This is a genomic window from Nesterenkonia aerolata, from assembly GCF_031470965.1.
GTDB classification, from domain to species: domain Bacteria; phylum Actinomycetota; class Actinomycetes; order Actinomycetales; family Micrococcaceae; genus Nesterenkonia; species Nesterenkonia aerolata.
Genome location: NZ_JAVKGR010000001.1, coordinates 251,369 through 270,908 on the forward strand (window position 1 = coordinate 251,369; position 19,540 = coordinate 270,908).

Genomic DNA, 19,540 nt, shown 5'->3' on the forward strand with positions numbered 1-19,540 from the left:
GCCGGAGCTGACGGTTCTGTGCATCGTGGTGGTTCATGATGTTCCTCTCAGGACGCGACGCAGCACTCGCTGAGTCAGGGCGAAGACGATCTCCAGGGTGATCGCCAGGACGATGACGACCAGGGAAGCAGCCAGCAGCAGCGGGTAGTCATAGGTCCGCAGGCCCAGAAACAGGGGCGCACCGAGCCCGCCTGAGCCGACATAGGCAGCCAGCGTCGCCGTGGCGACGACCTGCAGCACCGCCAACCGCAGGCCACCTATGATGATGGGCAGGCCGAGGGGGACCTCGACTCGCCAGAGGACCTGCCAGGTGCTCATCCCCTGCGCAGTTGCGGCATCGACCACCGGTGGGTCGACAGACTCCACCCCGGAGTAGGCGCCGGCGAGGATCGACGGGACTGCAAGGATGACCAGGGCCACCATCGGAGCGGTCAGCCCCAGCCCCGTGAAGAGGGCAACGAGGGTGATCAGCCCCAAGGTCGGCAGAGCACGCACCACACCGGTGATCATCACCGCTGGGCCCCGACCCACACCCCAGTGGCCGACGGCCAACCCGACCGGCAGCGCGATCATGGCGGCGAGCGCAACGGCCAGCGCGGTGTACTGCAGGTGTTGCAGCAGGCGCACCCCCATGCCGGTGGCACCTGTCCAGGTCTCCGGAGCCAGCAGCAGCTCAACAGCCTCAATCAGATAGTTCATCGGCCTCGCCCCCGCGCGGCCGCTCTCCCCGAGAGACGCTCCATCCGCGTCCACGGCATCAGCAGGCGGCCCACCAGCACCAAGATCAGATCTATGAGCAGCGCAAGAAGGGCCGTCGCCAGGATCCCGATGACGATGGACCCGACGATGCTGCGCTGAAACCCATCGGTGAACAAGGAGCCGAGGGACTGCACCCCCAGCACTGCGCTGACTGAGACCAAGCTGATCGTGCTCACACTGACCACCCGCAGTCCGGCCAACAGCGCCGGGCCGGCCAGCGGCAGGTCCACCCCCAGAAAACGCCGCCAGGCGGAGAAACCCTGTGCCGTGGCGGCAAGCCGGACGTGCTCAGGGACAGCCGCCAGACCGTCTGCGGCCGAACGGACCATCAATGAGATGCCGAAGAGCGTCAGCGCGACGATCACATTGATCGTGTCCCGCACACCGGTACCCAGGATGATCGGCAGCACGATGAACAGCGGCAGTGACGGAATGGCGTAGAGCAGCCCAGTGCCGGAGACGATGACCTCGCGCAGTACGCGGATACGGTTAGCCGCTGCAGCGATGGGCACAGAGACCACGAGTGAGGCCAGAATCGCAGGCAGGCTCAGTGCCAGATGCTCGAGGGTCAGGGTGAGCACGCGATCAGCGTTGTTCAGGCCCCAGCGGAGCCAGTCGAGGAACTCCATCGCCGGCTCAGGGATCTGACCGTGGAGTATCAGCCGGGAGGCCATCCAGCACTCCGACGGGGCGCCCTCCGCCGTCGAGCACTGTATACCCGCCGCTGGGACGCGGCCGGGTCTGCAGGCTGCGCTGCCCCGAGTCCACACCGAGGAATTGGGCGACGAAGTCATCGGCGGGTGCCTCGACGATCTCTTGCGGCGTCCCCCTCTGAGCCACCTCGCCCCCGCTCTTGAGGACCACGATGTGGTCACCGAGGGCCAGCGCCTCGTCGATGTCGTGGGTGACGAACATGATGGTCTTCTTCACCTCAGTCTGAATCCGGCCCAGTTCGCGCTGCAGTTCCATCCGCACCACAGGGTCCACCGCTCCGAACGGTTCGTCCATGAGCAGGATATTCGGGTCTGCGGCCAGGCCCCGGGCCACACCGACACGTTGCTGCTGGCCGCCGGAGAGCTGCCCAGGGTACCGGGAGCCCAGGGCGGCATCGAGCCCGACGAGCTCCATGAGTTCATGGGCCCGGCTGTGCGCCTGGCGTGTGGAGACCCCGTTGAGGCGGGGCACGGTGGCGATGTTGTCGATCACCCGGCGGTGCGGAAGCAGTCCCGAATTCTGCATGACATAGCCGATACGGCGCCGCAGAGCCACGGGAGGCACCCCAGCGAGATCCTCATCATCGATGAGCACCTGGCCGGAGGACGGGTCGACCATGCGGTTGACCATCCTCAGCAGGGTGGTCTTGCCACAGCCGGAGGAGCCCAACAGCACTGTGGCGGTGTGCGAGGGGACGGTAAGACTGAAGTCCTCCACGGCGGTGGTCCCGTCGGGGTAGGTCTTCGCCACGTGGCGGAACTCGATCATAGTGTCGTTCCGAAACTCCTGGTCAGCGGGCGTTCATCACGTCTCCGCGGTATCGCGCGAGTGTGGTTCCCCTGAGCGTACGGGGCACAGGCGCCGATGGGAAGCCGCCCCGCTCATCTGCGGCGCAACACCTCCGCATAGGCACCCAGCCGCCGCTCCATCACGTCGATCGCCTGCGCTGAGGAGTCGATACAGATGAACCGCCGTCCGGCCTCTGCCGCGGCCGCACCCAAGGTGCCGGATCCGGCGAAGAAGTCCAGCACCCAGTCCCCCGGACGCGATGAGGCGTGAACCATGCGGCGGAGCAGCCCGATCGGCTTCTGCGACGGATACCCGGTGCGCTCATGCCCTGTGGGTGAGACGATCGTGTGCCACCACACGTCAGTGGGCAGCTTCCCCCGTGCGGCCTTCTCGGCGGTGACCAGCCCCGGGGCCATGTACGGCTCCCGCTCCACGGCCTCGGCGTCGAAATAGTAGTGCTGGGGATCCTTCACGTAGACGAGGATCGTCTCGTGCTTGGTCGGCCAGCGCTTCTTGGTCCGTCCACCGTAGTCGTAGGCCCAGATGATCTCATTGAGGAAGCAGTCTCGGCCGAACATCGCATCGAGCATGACCTTCACGTAGTGGACCTCGCGGTAGTCCAGATGCAGGTACAGCGTCCCGGTCTGTGCCAGGAGCCGATGCGCTTCGAGCAGCCGCGGCTGGAGGAACTCCCAGTAGTCGGCGAAGGTGTCATCGTATTCGGCTAAGACCTCACGCACCGTGTGGTAACTGCGGCCTGCGAAGCCCAGCCGGTTTCCCTCGCCGCTGGGGCGGCGTTCATTGGTGGTGCGCACTCGGCGCTGTGCCCGGCCTGTGTTGAATGGCGGGTCGAGGTAGATCATCGCGAACGACCCGTCCGGCAGGGACCCCAGGTGCTCAAGGTTGTCTCCCTCGATCACCAGGGACCCGGCGGACGGGTCGGCACGACGCTCCGCGCAGCTCACGCGGGACGGCGCAAGGTCAGCCGCAGCACCTCAGGACTCCGAGCGATTCACTCGACGACGACGGCGCCGACGCCCACCACTCGAATTCGACGAGCCCCGCCCGCCGCCTGAGGTGGACGAGCTCTGGCCCTCCTTCGAGGACTCAGCCGCCTCACCGCCGCCGTTGCCGCGCCCGCCACTGCTGTTGCGTCCTCCGCGCTGCCGAGCTCCGCCGGAACGGCCACCACTAGAACGGCCGCCGCCGGAGCGTCCGCCACCGGAACGGCCTGCCGAGCGCTTCTCCTCACCGGGGCCGTCCAGCTCTTCGAGCTCCTCATCGGCCAGCCCGGTCTTGGACCGCTTATGCCGCGGCAGCCGGCCCTTCGTGCCCTTCGGGATGTCCAGGTCCTCGAACAGGTGCGGCGAAGACGAGTAGGTCTCCGCAGGCTCCGGCTGGCCCAGGCCCAGTGCCCGGTCGATCAGCTTCCACTTGGGGACGTCCTCCCAGTCGACGAAGGTCACCGCAGTACCCTTCTGACCGGCACGACCAGTGCGGCCCACCCGGTGGAGGTAGGTCTTCTCGTCGTCGGGGCAGTTGAAGTTGATCACGTGGGTGACGTCAGTGACGTCGATGCCGCGAGCCGCGACGTCGGTGGCCACCAGCACGTCGATCTTCTCGTTGCGGAAAGCCCGCAGCGCCTGCTCACGAGCCCCCTGTCCCAGATCACCGTGGATGGCCCCAGCAGCGAAACCGCGCGAGGTCAGCTCGCCGGAGAGCTTATCGGCCTGGCGCTTCGTCCGGGTGAAGATGATGGTCCGCCCGCGGCCCTCGGCCTGCAGGATACGAGCCACCACTTCATCCTTGTCCAGCTGGTGCGCCCGGTAGACCACCTGCCGGATGTCCTTCTTCGTCACTCCGTCATCGGCGGGATCAGCCGCGCGGATATGCGTCGGCTTGGTCATGTACCGGCGCGCCATCGAGACCACAGGCCCCGGCATGGTCGCCGAGAACAGCATGGTCTGGCGCACCTCAGGAACGGCGGCGAGCAGAGTCTCGACATCGGGCAGGAATCCGAGGTCAAGCATCTCGTCGGCCTCATCCAGCACGACGATCTCGACGTTGGAGAGCTTCAGGTGCCGCTGCCGGTGCAGGTCGATGAGCCGTCCGGGAGTCCCGACGACGATCTCGACACCGCGGTTGAGCTCTTCGATCTGCGGCTCATAAGCTCGTCCGCCGTAGATCGTGGAGATCCGGATCCCCCGGCGGGCGCCGGCGACCTTCAGGTCCCCCGCCACCTGGACGGCGAGTTCCCGGGTGGGGGTGACGATGAGCGCCTGCGGAGCACCGGGGACGGGGAGCTCGGAGAAGCCGTCGTCGTCGGGGGTGACCACACGCTGCACTGCGGGGATGCCGAATCCCAGGGTCTTGCCGGTGCCGGTCTTCGCCTGGCCGATGATGTCATAGCCGCCCAATGCGATGGGCAGTGTCTCGGCCTGGATGGGGAACGGGGTGGTGATGCCCTTCTCCTCGAGCGCCGCCACGATCTCCGGGCGGACGTCGAAATCGGAGAAGCTCACCGTGTTCTCTTCAGTCATATGTTCTTTCATTCGGCGACCGCGGCGAAGCCGACGGTCTGCTTCGTGTTGGAGCCGATCTCCACATACCCGATCGTCGCGGTGGGTACGACCACACGCTTCTCCCTGCGGTCGGTCAGCGTCAGCAGCGCTTTGCCGCCCTCGAGAGCCTCGGCGACGATCTTCTCGACGTCCTCCGTGGAGGCGTCAGTGTCGACGACGAGCTCGCGGGCCACATGCTGGACACCAATGCGTACTTCCATGCCACTCCTTGTGAACGGGCGGGACGCATCTTTCAACGACGTCCCTGCAGATCGGTGGATTCGTTCCTGCCCTCGATACTACCCACTGCGGCGGCGCTTACGCTTGCGCCGAGAACACGGACCGCGCAGAGACCGGCCGCAGAGTTCGGCGGCACAGACCGGCCCCAGGGTTCTACCGCAGAGGCCAGCGGGCAGTTATGCCGTCTGACCGGCCGACGGCAGCTCCGGCTCCAGCGGGAAACCGGAGATCCCTCGCCATGCCAGGCGGGCGGTGATCTCCGAGGAGACCTCCATGTCAGGGCGTTCAGAGAGGCTGATCCAATGCCGCGCCGACGTGACCGCCATCCCGATGAGCCCGTGGCCGAGCATCCGGGCGGCGACCATCGGCTGGCCGGTGTCCTCGGCGATGACCTCGGCGATGGCGGCGGCCACGGCGTCGAAGAACCTGGTCAGCAGCAATTCGACTTCCTCGTCGTTGTCCATCCCGGAGGCGAAGAGCAGCCGGTAGGCCTCGTCTTTACGCGCGATGAACTCGTAGAACGCGGTCACAGTCCCGGTGACCCGCTCCTTGTTGTCATCGGTGGACTCCAGAGCTTCGGTCAGCATCGCCTGCAGCTGATCCAGATGAGTGCCGAGCAGATCGAGGAACAGCTCACGCTTCCCCGGGAAATGTTGGTAGAGCACCGGTTTGGAGACCCTGGCGACTTCAGCGATCTCGTCCATCGAGGTCCCGTAATACCCTTTGGCCACGAATACCTGCAGGGCGCAGTCCAACAGCTGCCTGCGCCTCTCATCACGGGGCAGTCGCTTCGCTCGGCTGTGCGGGGCGGCGGGGCTGGAGGAGTGTGCGTGACTCATTGGGTTCAGTGTACGAGATCACACAGTGAGGGGATCACACAGCCGATACTCAGGCCTACTCACGCCGAGCCGGGCTGCACGCCGGGCTGCGTACCGGACTGATCGATCAACGCCTGCACAGTGTCCAGATCGGTGCTGTTCTCCCCGATGATGTTGGGTTTGCCGGCACCGTGATAGTCGGAGGACCCGGTGATCAGCAGGTCATGCCGCGCGGCGAAGGCCCGCAGACGCTCGCGCCCGGCATCCGGGTTGTCACGGTGGTAGACCTCGACTCCGCCCAGTCCGGCCGCCGCAAAGGCCTCCAGTTGATCCTCACTGACGGTACGCCCCCGGCTGGAGGCCATGGCGTGGGCGATCACCGGTACTCCTCCGGCCTCCCGCACCAGTCGGATGGCCCGTGTGGTGCCGATGTTGCGCTGGAAGACATAATAGGGAGAGTCTTTGTGGAGTAGCCGGTCGAAGGCCTCCTGCCGATCCCCCACCACGCCTCGGGTGACCAGGGCATCGGCCAGATGCGGGCGTCCGACGGTGGCCCCCTCAGCGATCTGAGCGGCGACGTCGTCCCAGGTCACCGGAAAGTCCCGGGCCAGCCGCGCGGTCATTCTGCGTGCTCGGTCGGTGCGACCGTCCCGGGCTGTGGCGATGGCCTCCTGCAAACCCGGGTGCTCGGGATCATGCAGATAGCTGAGCAGGTGGACGCTGATGCCGTCGTCGGTGAGCGTGGTGATCTCCGTACCCGGCACGAACATCATGCCGAGCTCCTCGGCCGCGGTGCGAGCCTCACTCCACCCAGCAGTGGTGTCATGGTCAGTCAGCGCCAGTCCGGTCAGTCCGGCGCGGGCAGCCTCGGCGACGACCTCCGCCGGGCGCTGCGTGCCGTCGGAGATCAGCGAGTGGGTATGCAGATCCACGGTCATACCTCTCACTGTATCTTCACTGCTTGTCACGGCATCTCCGGCTGCGCAGCCGTCCCCTCCCCCACTTATCGAGTATCCCTGGCTTTGTGAGTTCTCCCGCCGTATGTTCCACGGGATTCCTCACAAAGCCAGGGATACTCGATAGTGGGGGCGGCTTGCTGAAGCTGTCGGAGGCTCGTGATTGACTGGCTCCATGACTTCAGAGCAGACCAGCGCAGAGGACCATCAGGAGCTTCAGGACCGGGGCGCAAACCGTTCGCAGCGGCCTACTTCCGAGGCGTTCCGCGCCTTCATGGCCTCGGAATGGGCCGCCGACGAGCGCCCAGAGCCAGAGCGAGATGAGGTCGCCGACTATGCCGCCCAGCGCCGGCGGCGGGTCTCGGAGCGGTTCCCCGGTGAGCGCCTGGTGATTCCTGCCGGGCCGCTGAAGGTCCGCTCCAATGACACCGACTACCGGTTCCGCCCCCATTCGGCCTTCGCCCATCTGACCGGTCTCGGCCTCGATCATGAGCCACATGCCACGTTGGTCTTCGAACCGACAGATCCCGGTGAGGGCGACGACGGCTCAGACCACCTCTGCACGCTCTACTTCAAACCCACCGCCGGCCGGGACTCCGAGGAGTTCTATGCCGACGCACGCTACGGGGCGTTCTGGATCGGCGAGCGCCCAACGCTGAAAGAGTTCAACGCCCGGCTCGGGCTGCGCACCGCCCCGTTGGACGAGTTGGAGACAGCCGTGACGAAGAACGCCGGGGCAGTGGAGATCGGCGGCACGCGGATCAGGCTGCTGCGCGAGGTGGATCTCGACGTCGAGGCCCTGGTGGACACCTCCCGGATCAATACCGGAGTCGATTTAGAGGCCTCGGACTCGCTGGATGCGGAGCTGACGGAGTTCGTCTCCGAGATCCGTCTGGTCAAGGACGAGTGGGAGCTCGACCAGCTGCGCGGTTCGGCTCAGGCCACGATGCGCGGTTTCGCCGACGTCGTCGCCGCACTGCCTTCCGCCGTGGGGCACCGCCGCGGCGAGCGGATCGTGGAGGGTGCCTTCTTCGCCAGGGCACGGCTGGAGGGCAACGACCTCGGCTATGACACCATCGCGGCCTCGGGGAACAACGCGACGGTGCTGCACTGGATCCGCAACACCGGTGAGGTCGCCGACGGGGATCTGCTGCTGCTCGACGCCGGCGTGGAGGCCGATTCGCTCTACACCGCCGACATCACCCGGACACTTCCGGTCAGCGGCACCTTCTCCGAGGTGCAGCGCAGGATCTACCAGGCGGTGCTCGACGCCGCCGATGCCGCGTTCGATGTGGTCCGTCCGGGGGTCCGTTTCCGGGAGATCCATCAGGCCGCGGTGCGCGTGCTGGCCGAGCGGCTGGATGCGTGGGGACTGCTGCCCGCACCGTTGGAGGAGGTGCTCAGCGAGTCCGGCCAGCACCACCGGCGCTGGATGCCGCACGGGACCTCACATCACCTGGGGATTGATGTCCACGACTGCGCTCAGGCCAAGCGGGAGCTGTACCTGGACGGCGTGCTCGAAGAGGGCATGGTGTTCACCATCGAGCCAGGCCTGTACTTCAAGAAGGAGGACCTGGCGGTGCCGGAGGAGTACCGCGGCATCGGTGTGCGCATCGAGGATGACGTGGTGGTCACCGCCGATGGCTACGAGAACCTCTCCCGGGATCTGCCGCGCACCCCGGAGGCCGTCGAGGCCTGGATGCAGCAGATCTGGGCCGACCGCGACTAAGCCTGACGCTAGACAGCTGAGCCTGACACGAGACAGGGGTTCCCATAGAACCTTCTGACGGCATGCTCAGATTCGGGGGCCGGAGTCCTCAGGCTCGCTGGTATCTGAGTCCGAGGGTCCTTCGGTGTGGGACTCCGAGGTCTCAGGTTCCGAGGCGCAGCGTTCTGACGATTCCTCAGTGTGCTGGGCTGCGCCATGTTCCTGGGATGAGCCGTGTTCCCGAGGCGAGCCGTGTTCCTGGTGCTCCGCCTGGGCAGGCCCCTCAGCAGGTGGTGGGCTGTCCGGATGCGCCTGAGCTGTCTGCTGCGTCACCGAGGTCTGCGTCGCCACAGTCTCCCCGCCCACCCGGACACCGAAACGGGGTCGCCCGTCGGGGAGGTCCTCGTAGCCAGTGTTCGACCGTGTGTTCTCCGAGGTCTCGGCAGTGCGGTCCGCCGTGTTGTGGTGGCTGCTCGAGGTCGCTGTCGCCCCGGGCGTCGTGGGCCCGGGCTGAGAAGCTGCCGGTGAGGTCGGATCATTGTGGAGGCCGAGGCTCGTCACTCCGGCGCCGGGGACGAGCTGACGCGCCTGCGCGGCCACGCTGAAATCGCAGACGACGTCGAAAGTGGTCGCCACCAGCTGGGACGAAGAGGCGAAGTCACGGCGGCCCCTGCGCACGGAGTACCCGACGACGCCGACGATCATCCAGATCGCCATACCCATCAGAATCGCCATGATGATGTCCAGGGGTGTGGAGTCAGGGCTGAAGGTGAAGATCAGCAGGCCGATGAACGCTCCGAACAGTGCGCCCTGGGCAGCACCGCCGAGTGCGACCCGCGGGTAGGAGAGCCGGGTGCGGATATGCTCCACCGTGCGCAGGTCATTGCCGACGATGCTGAGGTATTTGATGTCGAAGCCCTCAGAGGCGGCGAGGTGAGCGACCACCTTCTGCGCCTCCTCGTAGCTGCGGTACCGGCCGAGCAGCTCTCCGCGCGGCAGCCCGCCGCTCTGACCCTGGACCATCGGTGCATTCATCGCCATGACTCCATTCTGCCGGAGTGCCGGCCGGGGCACCTCGGAGTTCGCTCAGAGCCTGGCTCAGCCGGGCTGATCCACTGTCCACAGGGCCCTAGACTGGAGGAGTGTCCGATCCGCATCTGAACGAGCGCACCACCGAGGACCTGGTCCGCCGCCGTCTGGCCGAAGTGTTGGACCCCGAGATCCGCCTGCCGATCACTGAGCTCGGCATGGTCTCAGGCATCGACGTCGACTCCGCGGGCACCGCACACATCGGCATCAAACTGACCATCGAAGGCTGCCCGATGCGCTCACGCATCGTCGAGGACGTCACCGCCGCCGCCGTCCGCGCACAGGGGGTACGGACCGCCGAGGTGGAGCTGGGCGTCATGACCCCGGAAGAACGTGCTGAGCTGAAGGAGCATCTGCGCGGCGGCTCCGGAGCCAAGACCAACCCCTTTGCCCAGCCGGACTCGCTGACCCGGGTCTATGCGGTGGCCTCCGGCAAGGGCGGGGTCGGGAAATCATCGGTGACCGTGAATCTGGCCTGCGCGATGGCCGAGCAGGGCCTCAAAGTCGGCATCGTCGACGCCGACGTCCACGGCTTCTCTGTCCCAGACCTGATGGGCATCACGGAGTCCCCCACCCGGCTGGACGAGATGATCCTGCCGCCGGTGGCCCACCGGGTGAAGACCATCTCCATCGGCATGTTCGTCCAGGACAACCGCCCGGTGGCCTGGCGCGGCCCCATGTTGCACCGGGCCGTGGAACAGTTCCTCACCGATGTCCACTTCGGCGACCTCGACGTCCTGCTGCTTGATCTTCCCCCCGGCACCGGAGATATCGCGATCTCCACGGCCCAGCTGCTGCCGGGCTCCGAACTGTTGGTGGTCACCACGCCGCAGGCCGCGGCCTCCTCCATCGCCGAACGCGCCGGAGCGCTGAGCACTCAGACGGAGCAGAAGGTCGCCGGGGTGATCGAGAACATGGGACCGATGACGCTTCCCGACGGCTCCACCTTCGAGCTCTTCGGCTCCGGAGGTGGACGCACCGTGGCCGAACGGCTCTCCGAGACCCTCGGGGGACACGTCCCGCTGCTCGGCTCAGTCCCCTTGGACCTCGGGCTGCGTGAGGCAGGCGATGCCGGGGATCCCGTCGTCCTCTCTGCCCCCGGCTCCCCCGCCGGGGCGGCCCTGCGAGACATCGCTGCGAAGCTGGCCTCGCGTCCGCGGGGTATCGCCGACCGCAGTCTGCCGGTCAGCCCGGTCTAAATCGCTCATCCCGAATTACTCCCTCTGATTCACCCACCCTGAATCGCTCACCGTCGGGGAGCCAAGGCCAACAGCCGATCCATCAGGATCTGCTCCTCACAGGTCTCATCAGCGGCAGCCTCCCTACGGATCAGCAGCGTGACCGTATTGAGGATATGACGATGCATCGCCGCTGAGGCCGCAGCCGGGTCACGGTCACGGATCCCCTGCAGGACATCCCGGTGGTCGGCCACGAGCTCCTCCAGAGAGCGACTCAGCGGCACAGTGGCGATGCCGCGCTGCAGCACGGTATTACGCAGATCCTCCAGCACTTTCACCAGTTGCGGATTATCCGCCAGCGCCAACACCTCAAGATGAAAGTCCCGGTCAGCGCGCAGCACACCGTCCACATCACCCCGGGCTGCCGCCTCCTCCATCACCTGAAACCGGCTCTCCACTCCTTCTGCGCTGCGCTCGTCGACGACGGCCGCGGCGCGCCCGGCCGCCGGGGCCTCCAACATCAGACGCAGCTGGAAACAGTCCACCACCGCCTCCAAGGATGACGGGATCACACTGACACCACGGTTCTTCTCGATGCGCACCAGCCCGGAGCGCTCCAACTCCAGCAGAGCCTCCCTGACCGGTGTCCGCGAGACGCCGAACCGCTCAGCGAGCCCCCCGGCGCTGTAGCGCTCGCCGGGGACGAGTTCACCGTCCAGTACGGCTGCCCGCAGCTGCGCGGTGATCTGCTCGGTCAGTGTGGCGTGACGTTCCACCGATTCCATCGTCACCGCCTCAGACCCCTGCCCCGCCGAATGCCCGGTCCACGATGTGCCCGGCGATGGCCGACGAACTGGTCGCCCCCGGGGAGGGGGCGTTGCGGACGTGGACCACCTGGCCGGCGCCGGTGATCACGAAGTCATCTTCGAGCGTTCCGTCGGCTCGCATCGCCTGGGCACGGATACCGCGCGGGCCGCGGCGGATCTGCGCTGACTCCAGCTCAGGCAGCAGCCCCGCAGCTTCCTGCAGGAACAACCGACGGCTGACCACTGTGCGCACCTCCCGGAGGGCTGCCGCCGTATTGGCGACGGCGAAACGTCTGAACCCGGGGAAACGCAGCACCTCGAGGAGATCCTTCGGATCGACCCGTCCGGGGCCGTAGCGCTCGCGGGCGAAGGACAGAAAGGCGTTGGGGCCGAGGTGCACCTCTCCGCTGATGTGACGAGTGATGTGCACGCCGAGGAACGGGTAGCGGGGGTCCGGCACCGGATAGATCAGCCCGCGGACCAACTCATCGTGCGGCGCGTCGACGACGAAGTAGTCGCCGAAGAACGGCACGATCGCCGGCTCGCGCTGTTGACCTCCGGCGCGAGCCAGCCGGTCAGCCTGCAGACCGGCACAGGTGATCACCACGTCGAATTCCCCATCCGACCACGGAGCCCGGGCCCGGATGCGTCCGCCGGGCTGCTCGTCGATGCCGGTGACCTCCTGCCCGAGGCGGACCTCTCCCCCGGAGTCGGCGATCACCCCAGCCAGCGCTCGGGCCACACCTGAGTAGTCGATGATGGCAGTGTGCGGAGAGTACAGTGCCGCACGGCCGACGGCATGGGGTTCCACCTCACGCAGCCCATCAGGCCCCAGCATCTGAACCTCAGGTACCCCATTGGCCTGCGCGCGGGCGAAGATCTCGGCCAGTCGATGTTCATCCTCGGCACTCTGGGCGACCAGGACCTTTCCGCATTCCTGGTAAGCCACACTGTGCTCTTCTGCGAAGTCACGCAGCTGCTCGGCTCCCCGGCGACAGAGCCGGGCCTTCAGACTTCCCGGCTCGTAGTACAGACCCGCGTGGACCACCCCGGAGTTACGCCCGCTCTGATGCGCGGCGACTTGGTCCTCCTTCTCGAAGACCACGACCTGTGCCCCGTCACGGCGGCGCAGCACCTCGGCGGCCACGCTGAGTCCGACGATCCCGCCGCCGACGACGGCGACGCGCAGCTCTGCCATGGGTTTCCTCTCTGATCTGCACCGACCCTGCCCGGATATACACCAACCCCACCAGAATCTGCACCGCCCTTCACAGTGTCGGTGTGACACACAACATAACCGGGTTGCATGTTGCATGCAACAATGCATAATGGTGTTACTCGTATCACATCACAGGCCGCAGCGGCGCTGACTGCCGACTCGGTCGGGAGGGGACCCACGCACCATGACGCGCACCACGAAGACCAGCACATCCATCACGCCTGGCGCATCAGCCACCTCCACCGCTGAGAACCCCGCCCTGCTGCGCCGCAGCCACTATGGCCGCGCCGTCGGCCTCGCCGCCGTCGCCGCACTGGCCCTGACCGCCTGCGGCTCGGACGACGGCGATGGCGGAGACAGCGCTGACGCCGAGGACGTCGGTGACCTGGACACCGAATTCCTCACTCTGGCCACCGGCGGCTCCTCCGGCGTGTACTACCAGGTCGGTGCGACCTTCTCGGACCTACTGGCGGACGAGCTCGACTCCGACACCTCAGTCCAGGCCACCGGCGCCTCGGCCGAGAACATCAACATGCTCACCGACGGCAACGCCGAGATCGCCTTCACCATGGGCGATGCCAACGTCCAGGCACTGGAGGGCACCGGGCCCTTCGAGGATGACGCACGCGAGAACCTGATGGCCATCGCCGCGCTCTACCCCAACACCTGCAGATCGTGGCCACCGCCGACTCCGGCATCGAATCGGTGGAGGACCTCGAGGGCCGCAGCGTCGCCGTGGGCGATGTCGGCTCCGGCGTCGAGCTCAACGCCCAGGTGGTCCTGGACGCCTATGACATGAGCTACGACGACATCGACGCTGACTTCCTCTCCTACGCGGAAGCCACGGACCAGATGGCCAACGGGCACATCGACGCCGCCTTCGTCACCTCCGGTGTGCCGAACCCCTCTCTGACCGAGCTGGGCACGAACACTGACTTCATCATCGTGCCGATCGAGGGCGAGGGGAAGGAGACCCTGCTCGAGGAACACGACTACTTCACCGAGGACGAGATCCCCGGCGACACCTACCTGCAGGAGGAGGCCGTGGAGACCGTCGGGGTCACCAATCACCTGATGGCCAGCTCCGAGCTCAGCGAGGATGCCGTCTATGAGATCACTGCGGTGTTCTTCGACAACATCGACGCCATCCACAATTCCCACGCCGCCGCCGAGGACATCGAGCTCGAGAACGCCGCAGAAGGACTCACCGTTCCGCTGCACCCCGGCGCCGAGCGCTACCTCGAAGAACACGACGTCGACGTCTCCGGCGACGAGTGACCCCTCCCCGCTGTGCACCACACGCCGGGCTCGACCGGGCATACCACCGGACTGAGCAGGCGGCGGCTGCTGCGCCACACCGGTCTGGCAGCAGTCGCCGCCGTCGCGGTGTCCGCTGCCGGATGCTCAGGACTCGGCACCGGTGGGCCGCAGCTGGTGTGCCGGCATCAGCGCAGCGAGGAGATCTACGCGCAGATCCCCCTGGAGCCGGGAATGCTGCTGACCCACTCCTGGCTCCACTCCATCGAGCTCTCCCGGTGGAGCGACACCTACCGATGCGAGGCCGACGGCCTCACCCTCATCCGCACAGAGCTCGAGGCCTATGGCGCCGGGATGCCCATGGATGAGGGTGAGGTCCGCATCGAGGACGGCCGAGTCATCATCACCGAGATCGACCGCCCGTTCGAGGCCGTCCGCTGGATCCACTCCCACGAGGTCGATTACCGGATCGGCATCGACGGCGATGAGTCGCTCATCGACGCCGCAGATCTTCCCCACCGCGAACCATTGGAGCTGAGACCCCTATGAGCACACCGCGCAGGCCCGACCCCAGCCACGAGGACGAGGGCATCACGCTCACCGCGCAGTCTGAGGAACAGCGCAAGCGTCAGCAGCAGGAGGCGGCAGAAGTCGCCGCTCAGTTCGACTCCGAGTCCCGCGTGCGCACCACCGCGTGGAAGCCGCTGATGTAGCTGATCTCCGGGGTGGCGATCTTCACCGCGCTGTACCACATGTACACCGCGTACTTCGGCACTCCCCCGACGTTGATCCACCGATCGATCCACGTCAGCCTGATCCTGTTCCTCGTCTTCGTGCTCTACCCACCGACGCGGCGCGCTCAGGGCACGGTCTTCCGGATCATCGACGCGGTGCTGGCGCTGCTGGCCCTGGTGCCGACCTGGTATCTGATGAGCAACTACGAGCAGGTGGTGCTCCAGGCAGGACGGTTCACCGAGACCGACATCATGGTCTCGACCCTGTTGGTGGTGCTGGTGTTGGAGGCGGCCCGGCGGGTCACCGGCTGGGCGCTGCCGATCCTGGCTCTGCTGTTCATTCTCTTCGGCCTCTACGGCCGGGATATGCCGGGGCTGCTGCGCCACCGCGGCTATGACTGGGATACGATGGCGTACAGCTTCTACGCCACCACTGAGGGCATCTTCGGCACCGCAGTCGGGGTCTCCTCGACCTATATCTTCCTGTTCATCCTCTTCGGGGCGTTCTTGGCGAAGTCCGGGATGTCGGCGCTGTTCAATGACCTCGCCCTGGCCATCGCCGGGCAGACCCGCGGCGGACCGGCGAAGGTCGCCACCATCGCCTCAGGATTCATGGGTTCGATCAACGGTTCGGCCATCGCCAATGTGGTCTCCACGGGGGCTTTCACCATTCCACTGATGAAGAAGGTCGGCTACACCCGCACCTTCTCCGGCGCAGTGGAGTCCACCGCCTCGGTGGGCGGGCAGATCCTTCCGCCGATCATGGGCGCGGCCGCGTTCATCATGGCTGAGACGCTCGGCATCCCCTACACCCAGGTGGCGCTGGCGGCGATCGTTCCGGCGCTGCTGTACTACCTGAGCCTGATCGCCCAGATCCATCTGCGCGCCACCCGGATGGGTCTGAAGGGGGTCTCCCGGGACAACCTGCCGGCGGTGCTGGAAGTGCTCAAGGAACGCGGGCATCTGCTGATCCCCCTGGGCTTCCTCATCTACATGCTCTTCTTCTCCGGGCGCACGATCCTCTACTCGGCCTTCCTCACGATCCTGGTGACCGTGGCGATCGCCATGCTGCGCAAGACGACTCGGATGAGCTTCCGCGACATCCTGCAGGCTCTGGAGGATGGCACCCGCTCGGCGATCGGCGTAGCAGTGGCCTGTGCCTCAGTCGGTGTGATCGTCGGAGTCGTCTCGCTCTCCGGTTTCGGGCTGACGCTGGCCGGGGCGATCGTCTCGCTCTCCGGCGGGGTGCTGTTCTGGACGCTGGTGATGACGATGATCGCCTGCCTGGTCCTGGGCATGGGGCTGCCCTCGATTCCGGCGTACATCGTCACTGCGACGATGGCGGCACCGGCACTGACCGAGCTGGGCGTCGAGCCGCTGGTGGCCCACCTGTTCGTCTTCTACTTCGGGCTCTTCGCCAACATCACCCCGCCGGTGGCGCTGGCGGCCTTCGCGGCGGCCGGCATCTCCGGGGGCAGCCCGATGCGCACCGGTTTCGCGGCACTGAAGCTCGCCGCGGCCGGCTTCGTGCTTCCGTATATGTTCGTCTACGATCCGAACCTGCTGATGCGTGATGTCACGCTGGGCACCGGTGTCACCGTCCTCTTCTCAGCGATCATCGCTGTGCTGCTGCTCTCCGTCGCACTGGAGGGCCATTTCATGGTCCCGGTGCCCTGGTATTCGCGGATCGTGCTGGCCGCCGGCGCGCTGCTGATGCTCAGCCCGGACCGGATGCAGGACCTCATCGGCACCGGTCTCGTCGTCCTCGTCCTGGCCGTCCAGATGGTGCGGGCGAAGTCGCAGAACATATTGAGCCTGCGGTCGATCTGAGGCCGCCAACGGCTTCCGGGATCGGGGACGTTCAGCGCCGGTGTGCCGCGGTCCCGGGGCCACGGCCGAGCTGTGCCAGGCGGGCTACCAGCCGCTCTTCGGCGTCGGGGCCCGGGCCGATGCCGCGCGGGACCCTGACCAAGAAGGCCATCCCGGCCAGCCACCAGAGGCCGAACATGATCCAGGGCTGAGGCTCCATGAAGGCCGGCATACCCGGCAGGTAGAGCACGAGCATCCCGGCGGTACAGACCACTGCGGCGATGCCGATCACCATGCCCGGCACCTCAGAGGTGCCGCCAACGCGCATGGGCCGCTCCATCTCCGGCTCTCTGCGGCGCAGCACCAAGAACACCACGCTGACCAGCAGGTAGGTGATGACGATGCTGGGCGAGCCGGAGTCGACCAGCCAGACCATCATGGTCTCGCCGAACAGCGGGGCGAGAACGGAGAGCGCACCGATGAACAGCAGGGCGTTGACCGGAGTGCGATGCTTCGGGTGGAGCTTGGCGAACCAGGTGGGCAGCATCCCGGAGTTCGCCATCGCCCACATCAGCCGTGAGGCGCCGATGAGGAAGGCGTTCCAGGAGGTCAGCAGCCCGGCGATCCCTCCGGCGACGACGACGTTGGCCCAGGTGGTGTTGCCCATGAGCACGCCCATGGCGTCGGCGGTGGCGAGGTCGAAGTCCATCATCTCGGCGGCGGGCAGGGCCACGGACGTGGTGAGCACGATGATGATGTAGAACGCCGCGGCCATGAACACTGAGATCACCACCAGGCGTCCGATCTTCCGCGGTGGGAGCTTGACCTCCTCGGCGGACTGCGGGATGACGTCGAAGCCGACGAACATGAAGGGCACCATCACCAGGACGGCGATGATCCCCGCTGCCCCGCCGGTGTACCAGGGGTCCATATTGGAGACCTCACCGCCGACGAAGGCACCGAGGATCAGGACCACGGCCATCGCGACGACGAAGAGCACCACGGAGGTCTGGAAGAGGCTGGCCGGTTTGATGCCGCGGATGTTCAGCCAGGTCAGCAGCACCCCGGTGCCGGAGCCGATGAGCACCCAGACCAGGTACACCTGGGAATCGGCCACCTCCCACAGCGGGATCGTGTGGACCTGGGGAAACATATAGGCGATGGTGCGCGGGATGGCCACGGCTTCGAAGGCGACGACGGCGATGTATCCGCCGACGATGCCCCAGGAGCCGATGAACGCCAGGTGCGGGCCGAATCCGCGTAGCAGGTAGTTGTGCTCGCCTCCGGCCAGCGGCATCGCTGCGACCAGCTCGGAGTAGACCACTCCCACCAGGGCCATGATGATGCCTCCGATGACGAAGGCCGTGACCGCACCCATGGTTCCGGCGCTGTTGAGCCACCCGGCGGTCAGGGTGATCCAGCCGAAGCCGATCATCGCCCCGAAACCGAGGAACAGTGTCTCGATCCGCCCCAGCGACGGCAGGAAACCGCGGCCGGTCTCACCGTGGCTGGTCTCACTGTGGGTACTCTCACCGTGAATGTTCTGCGTGGACCCCATGGCCCCTCCCCTCAGGATATGGCGATCATGGGTGATCGCTCACTATATGGTGATATACACCACATGACGCCTCAGCGGAAGGCCGGCTCCCCGGTGAGCTGATGGCCCAGGATGAGCGTGTGGACCTCGTCGGTGCCCTCATAGGTGCGGACCGATTCGAGGTTGTTCGCGTGCCGCAGCGGCGGGTGGTCACCGGTGATGCCGTTGCCGCCCAGCACAGTCCGCGCTTCCCGGCAGATCTCGATGGCTGCGCGGCAGTTGTTCAGCTTGCCTACCGAGATCATGTGGTTCTCCAGAGTGCCGGCGTCTTTGGCGCGGCCGAGGTTCAGTGCGATGAGCTGGCCCTTGTTCAGCTCCAGGGTCATATCCACCAGCTTCTTCTGGGTCAGCTGGTAGCCGGCGAGCGGCTTGCCGAACTGCATACGCTCGGCGGAGTAGTCCAGGGCGGATTCAATGGCGTCCCGTGCCGCGCCCATCGCTCCCCAGGCGATGCCGTAGCGGGCCTCAGAGAGGCAGGAGAACGGTCCGCGCAGACCCGGGTTCTCCGGCAGGATCGCCTCCGCGGGCAGGCGGACGTCGGTCAGCTCGATATCGCATTGCAGGGAGGCACGCATGGAGAGCTTGCCGGTGATGGGGGTGGCGGTGAAGCCGGCGGTGTCCGTCGGCACGACGAAGCCGCGGACCACGTCTTTGCCCGCCTGTTCATCGGCGACCTGCGCCCAGACGATCGCCACCTGCGCCTCGGAGGCCAGGCCGATCCAGCGCTTCTGCCCGTTCAGCACCCATTCCTCGCCTTCACGACGAGCCCGGGTGGTCATGGAGGAGGGGTCGGATCCCGCTGAGGGCTCGGTCAGGGCGAAGCAGCCGATCGCCTCACCGGCGGCCATCTTCGGCAGCCACTGCTGCATCTGCTCCTGCGAGCCGTGCTTGTGGATCGCTGACATCGCCAGCGAACCCTGCACGGAGACCACTGTGCGCAGCCCGGAGTCGCCGGCTTCCATCTCCTGCATCGCCAGTCCATATTCCACGGCGCTGCGCCCAGCACAGCCGTAGCCGCTCAGGTGCATGCCGAAGAGTCCCAGCTCAGCCATCTCGGGGAGGAGCTCCAGCGGCAGCACCGCCTCATCGTACCACTGTGCGATATGAGGCCGTACCCGACGGTCCACGAACTCGGCGATGCGATCGCGGGTCTGCAGCTCCTCGGCGCTGAACTGTGACTCGATGTTCAGCAGGTCGGTGCGATGTGTCGGCATAGGGCCCTCCTGATCAGTGTGCTGAGATATGCGGTTCAGTGATGCGGCTGTTCAGATTGTCCAGCCTGACGCACCCAAAAACACTGATCTAT

At 66.4% G+C, this 19,540-nt stretch carries 18 protein-coding genes and 1 pseudogene; 6 read left to right on the forward strand and 13 right to left on the reverse strand.

The annotated features are described in order from the left end of the window. Positions 1 to 33: 33 nt before the first annotated feature. The 8 genes from RIL96_RS01115 to RIL96_RS01150 form a co-directional block, all read right to left on the reverse strand. Entirely contained in the window at positions 34 to 699 is a 666-nt protein-coding gene (locus tag RIL96_RS01115; protein ID WP_310547151.1) for an ABC transporter permease, read from the reverse strand. Next, positions 696 to 1,433 carry an ABC transporter permease gene (locus RIL96_RS01120; protein WP_310547152.1) on the reverse strand — a complete coding sequence of 246 codons (738 nt, stop codon included), beginning with the start codon at positions 1,431 to 1,433 and terminating at the stop codon, positions 696 to 698. Before RIL96_RS01120 ends, RIL96_RS01115 begins: the two co-directional genes overlap by 4 nt. Continuing rightward, positions 1,396 to 2,241: an ABC transporter ATP-binding protein gene (locus RIL96_RS01125; protein WP_310547153.1), complete on the reverse strand. Its 846-nt coding sequence runs from the start codon at positions 2,239 to 2,241 to the stop codon at positions 1,396 to 1,398. The genes RIL96_RS01120 and RIL96_RS01125 overlap by 38 nt, the downstream gene beginning before the upstream one ends. A 113-nt stretch (positions 2,242 to 2,354) precedes the next feature. Further along, positions 2,355 to 3,182, reverse strand: a complete 828-nt coding sequence (locus RIL96_RS01130; RefSeq protein WP_310547154.1) for a DNA-methyltransferase — start codon at positions 3,180 to 3,182, stop codon at positions 2,355 to 2,357. A gap of 75 nt (positions 3,183 to 3,257) precedes the next feature. Beyond that, positions 3,258 to 4,814 (reverse strand): DEAD/DEAH box helicase, encoded by a 1,557-nt coding sequence (locus RIL96_RS01135; RefSeq protein ID WP_374761814.1) that lies wholly within the window; start codon positions 4,812 to 4,814, stop codon positions 3,258 to 3,260. Beyond that, positions 4,811 to 5,044, reverse strand: a complete 234-nt coding sequence (locus RIL96_RS01140; RefSeq protein ID WP_310547156.1) for a DUF3107 domain-containing protein — start codon at positions 5,042 to 5,044, stop codon at positions 4,811 to 4,813. The genes RIL96_RS01135 and RIL96_RS01140 overlap by 4 nt, the downstream gene beginning before the upstream one ends. A gap of 195 nt (positions 5,045 to 5,239) precedes the next feature. Further along, on the reverse strand, positions 5,240 to 5,902 hold the full coding sequence (locus RIL96_RS01145; protein ID WP_310547157.1) for a TetR/AcrR family transcriptional regulator: 663 nt from the start codon (positions 5,900 to 5,902) through the stop codon (positions 5,240 to 5,242). Between the two features lie 59 nt (positions 5,903 to 5,961). Next, entirely contained in the window at positions 5,962 to 6,819 is an 858-nt protein-coding gene (locus tag RIL96_RS01150) for a PHP domain-containing protein (protein ID WP_310547158.1), read from the reverse strand. Positions 6,820 to 7,012: 193 nt separating this feature from the next. On the opposite strand from RIL96_RS01150, the gene RIL96_RS01155 reads away from it, so the two are divergent. After that, entirely contained in the window at positions 7,013 to 8,566 is a 1,554-nt protein-coding gene (locus RIL96_RS01155) for an aminopeptidase P family protein (protein ID WP_310547159.1), read from the forward strand. Between the two features lie 66 nt (positions 8,567 to 8,632). Here RIL96_RS01155 and RIL96_RS01160 read toward each other — a convergent pair whose 3' ends face one another. Then, entirely contained in the window at positions 8,633 to 9,586 is a 954-nt protein-coding gene (locus tag RIL96_RS01160) for a general stress protein (protein WP_310547160.1), read from the reverse strand. A 101-nt stretch (positions 9,587 to 9,687) separates the two neighbouring features. Between RIL96_RS01160 and RIL96_RS01165 the strand changes: the two genes are divergently transcribed. Beyond that, positions 9,688 to 10,833 carry an Mrp/NBP35 family ATP-binding protein gene (locus tag RIL96_RS01165; RefSeq protein WP_310547161.1) on the forward strand — a complete coding sequence of 382 codons (1,146 nt, stop codon included), beginning with the start codon at positions 9,688 to 9,690 and terminating at the stop codon, positions 10,831 to 10,833. A gap of 47 nt (positions 10,834 to 10,880) precedes the next feature. Here the strand turns inward: RIL96_RS01165 and RIL96_RS01170 are convergent, their stop codons facing one another. Then, positions 10,881 to 11,597 carry a GntR family transcriptional regulator gene (locus RIL96_RS01170; protein ID WP_310547162.1) on the reverse strand — a complete coding sequence of 239 codons (717 nt, stop codon included), beginning with the start codon at positions 11,595 to 11,597 and terminating at the stop codon, positions 10,881 to 10,883. A 10-nt stretch (positions 11,598 to 11,607) separates the two neighbouring features. Continuing rightward, a complete protein-coding gene (gene lhgD, locus RIL96_RS01175) occupies positions 11,608 to 12,816 on the reverse strand; it encodes an L-2-hydroxyglutarate dehydrogenase (protein WP_310547163.1) in 1,209 nt (402 codons plus the stop codon). A 205-nt stretch (positions 12,817 to 13,021) separates the two neighbouring features. Here lhgD and RIL96_RS01180 point away from each other — a divergent pair. The 4 genes and pseudogenes from RIL96_RS01180 (at position 13,022) to RIL96_RS01195 (ending at position 16,658) form a co-directional block, all read left to right on the forward strand. Next, a pseudogene (locus RIL96_RS01180) lies at positions 13,022 to 14,115 on the forward strand (TAXI family TRAP transporter solute-binding subunit). Between the two features lie 12 nt (positions 14,116 to 14,127). Next, entirely contained in the window at positions 14,128 to 14,643 is a 516-nt protein-coding gene (locus tag RIL96_RS01185) for a DUF1850 domain-containing protein (protein ID WP_310547164.1), read from the forward strand. Beyond that, positions 14,640 to 14,807, forward strand: coding sequence for a hypothetical protein (locus tag RIL96_RS01190; RefSeq protein WP_310547165.1), 168 nt, complete (start codon positions 14,640 to 14,642; stop codon positions 14,805 to 14,807). The genes RIL96_RS01185 and RIL96_RS01190 overlap by 4 nt, the downstream gene beginning before the upstream one ends. A gap of 12 nt (positions 14,808 to 14,819) precedes the next feature. Next, on the forward strand, positions 14,820 to 16,658 hold the full coding sequence (locus RIL96_RS01195; RefSeq protein WP_310547166.1) for a TRAP transporter permease: 1,839 nt from the start codon (positions 14,820 to 14,822) through the stop codon (positions 16,656 to 16,658). Between the two features lie 31 nt (positions 16,659 to 16,689). On the opposite strand, the gene RIL96_RS01200 is transcribed toward RIL96_RS01195, so the two are convergent. Together RIL96_RS01200 and RIL96_RS01205 are read right to left on the reverse strand one after the other, a co-directional pair. Continuing rightward, positions 16,690 to 18,195 (reverse strand): APC family permease, encoded by a 1,506-nt coding sequence (locus tag RIL96_RS01200; RefSeq protein ID WP_310547167.1) that lies wholly within the window; start codon positions 18,193 to 18,195, stop codon positions 16,690 to 16,692. A gap of 71 nt (positions 18,196 to 18,266) precedes the next feature. Continuing rightward, on the reverse strand, positions 18,267 to 19,448 hold the full coding sequence (locus tag RIL96_RS01205; protein ID WP_310547168.1) for an acyl-CoA dehydrogenase family protein: 1,182 nt from the start codon (positions 19,446 to 19,448) through the stop codon (positions 18,267 to 18,269). Positions 19,449 to 19,540 lie beyond the last annotated feature (92 nt).

Bases quoted from the DNA above. Each gene is read 5' to 3' on its own strand.
- RIL96_RS01190 (WP_310547165.1), top strand. From the start codon at position 14,640: ATGAGCACACCGCGCAGGCCCGACCCCAGCCACGAGGACGAGGGCATC.
- RIL96_RS01140 (WP_310547156.1), bottom strand. From the start codon at position 5,044: ATGGAAGTACGCATTGGTGTCCAGCATGTGGCCCGCGAGCTCGTCGTC.
- RIL96_RS01160 (WP_310547160.1), bottom strand. From the start codon at position 9,586: ATGGCGATGAATGCACCGATGGTCCAGGGTCAGAGCGGCGGGCTGCCG.
- RIL96_RS01125 (WP_310547153.1), bottom strand. From the start codon at position 2,241: ATGATCGAGTTCCGCCACGTGGCGAAGACCTACCCCGACGGGACCACC.
- RIL96_RS01150 (WP_310547158.1), bottom strand. From the start codon at position 6,819: ATGACCGTGGATCTGCATACCCACTCGCTGATCTCCGACGGCACGCAG.
- RIL96_RS01200 (WP_310547167.1), bottom strand. From the start codon at position 18,195: ATGGGGTCCACGCAGAACATTCACGGTGAGAGTACCCACAGTGAGACC.
- RIL96_RS01135 (WP_374761814.1), bottom strand. From the start codon at position 4,814: ATGAAAGAACATATGACTGAAGAGAACACGGTGAGCTTCTCCGATTTC.
- lhgD (WP_310547163.1), bottom strand. From the start codon at position 12,816: ATGGCAGAGCTGCGCGTCGCCGTCGTCGGCGGCGGGATCGTCGGACTC.
- RIL96_RS01115 (WP_310547151.1), bottom strand. From the start codon at position 699: ATGAACTATCTGATTGAGGCTGTTGAGCTGCTGCTGGCTCCGGAGACC.
- RIL96_RS01145 (WP_310547157.1), bottom strand. From the start codon at position 5,902: ATGAGTCACGCACACTCCTCCAGCCCCGCCGCCCCGCACAGCCGAGCG.
- RIL96_RS01120 (WP_310547152.1), bottom strand. From the start codon at position 1,433: ATGGCCTCCCGGCTGATACTCCACGGTCAGATCCCTGAGCCGGCGATG.
- RIL96_RS01205 (WP_310547168.1), bottom strand. From the start codon at position 19,448: ATGCCGACACATCGCACCGACCTGCTGAACATCGAGTCACAGTTCAGC.
- RIL96_RS01170 (WP_310547162.1), bottom strand. From the start codon at position 11,597: ATGGAATCGGTGGAACGTCACGCCACACTGACCGAGCAGATCACCGCG.
- RIL96_RS01155 (WP_310547159.1), top strand. From the start codon at position 7,013: ATGACTTCAGAGCAGACCAGCGCAGAGGACCATCAGGAGCTTCAGGAC.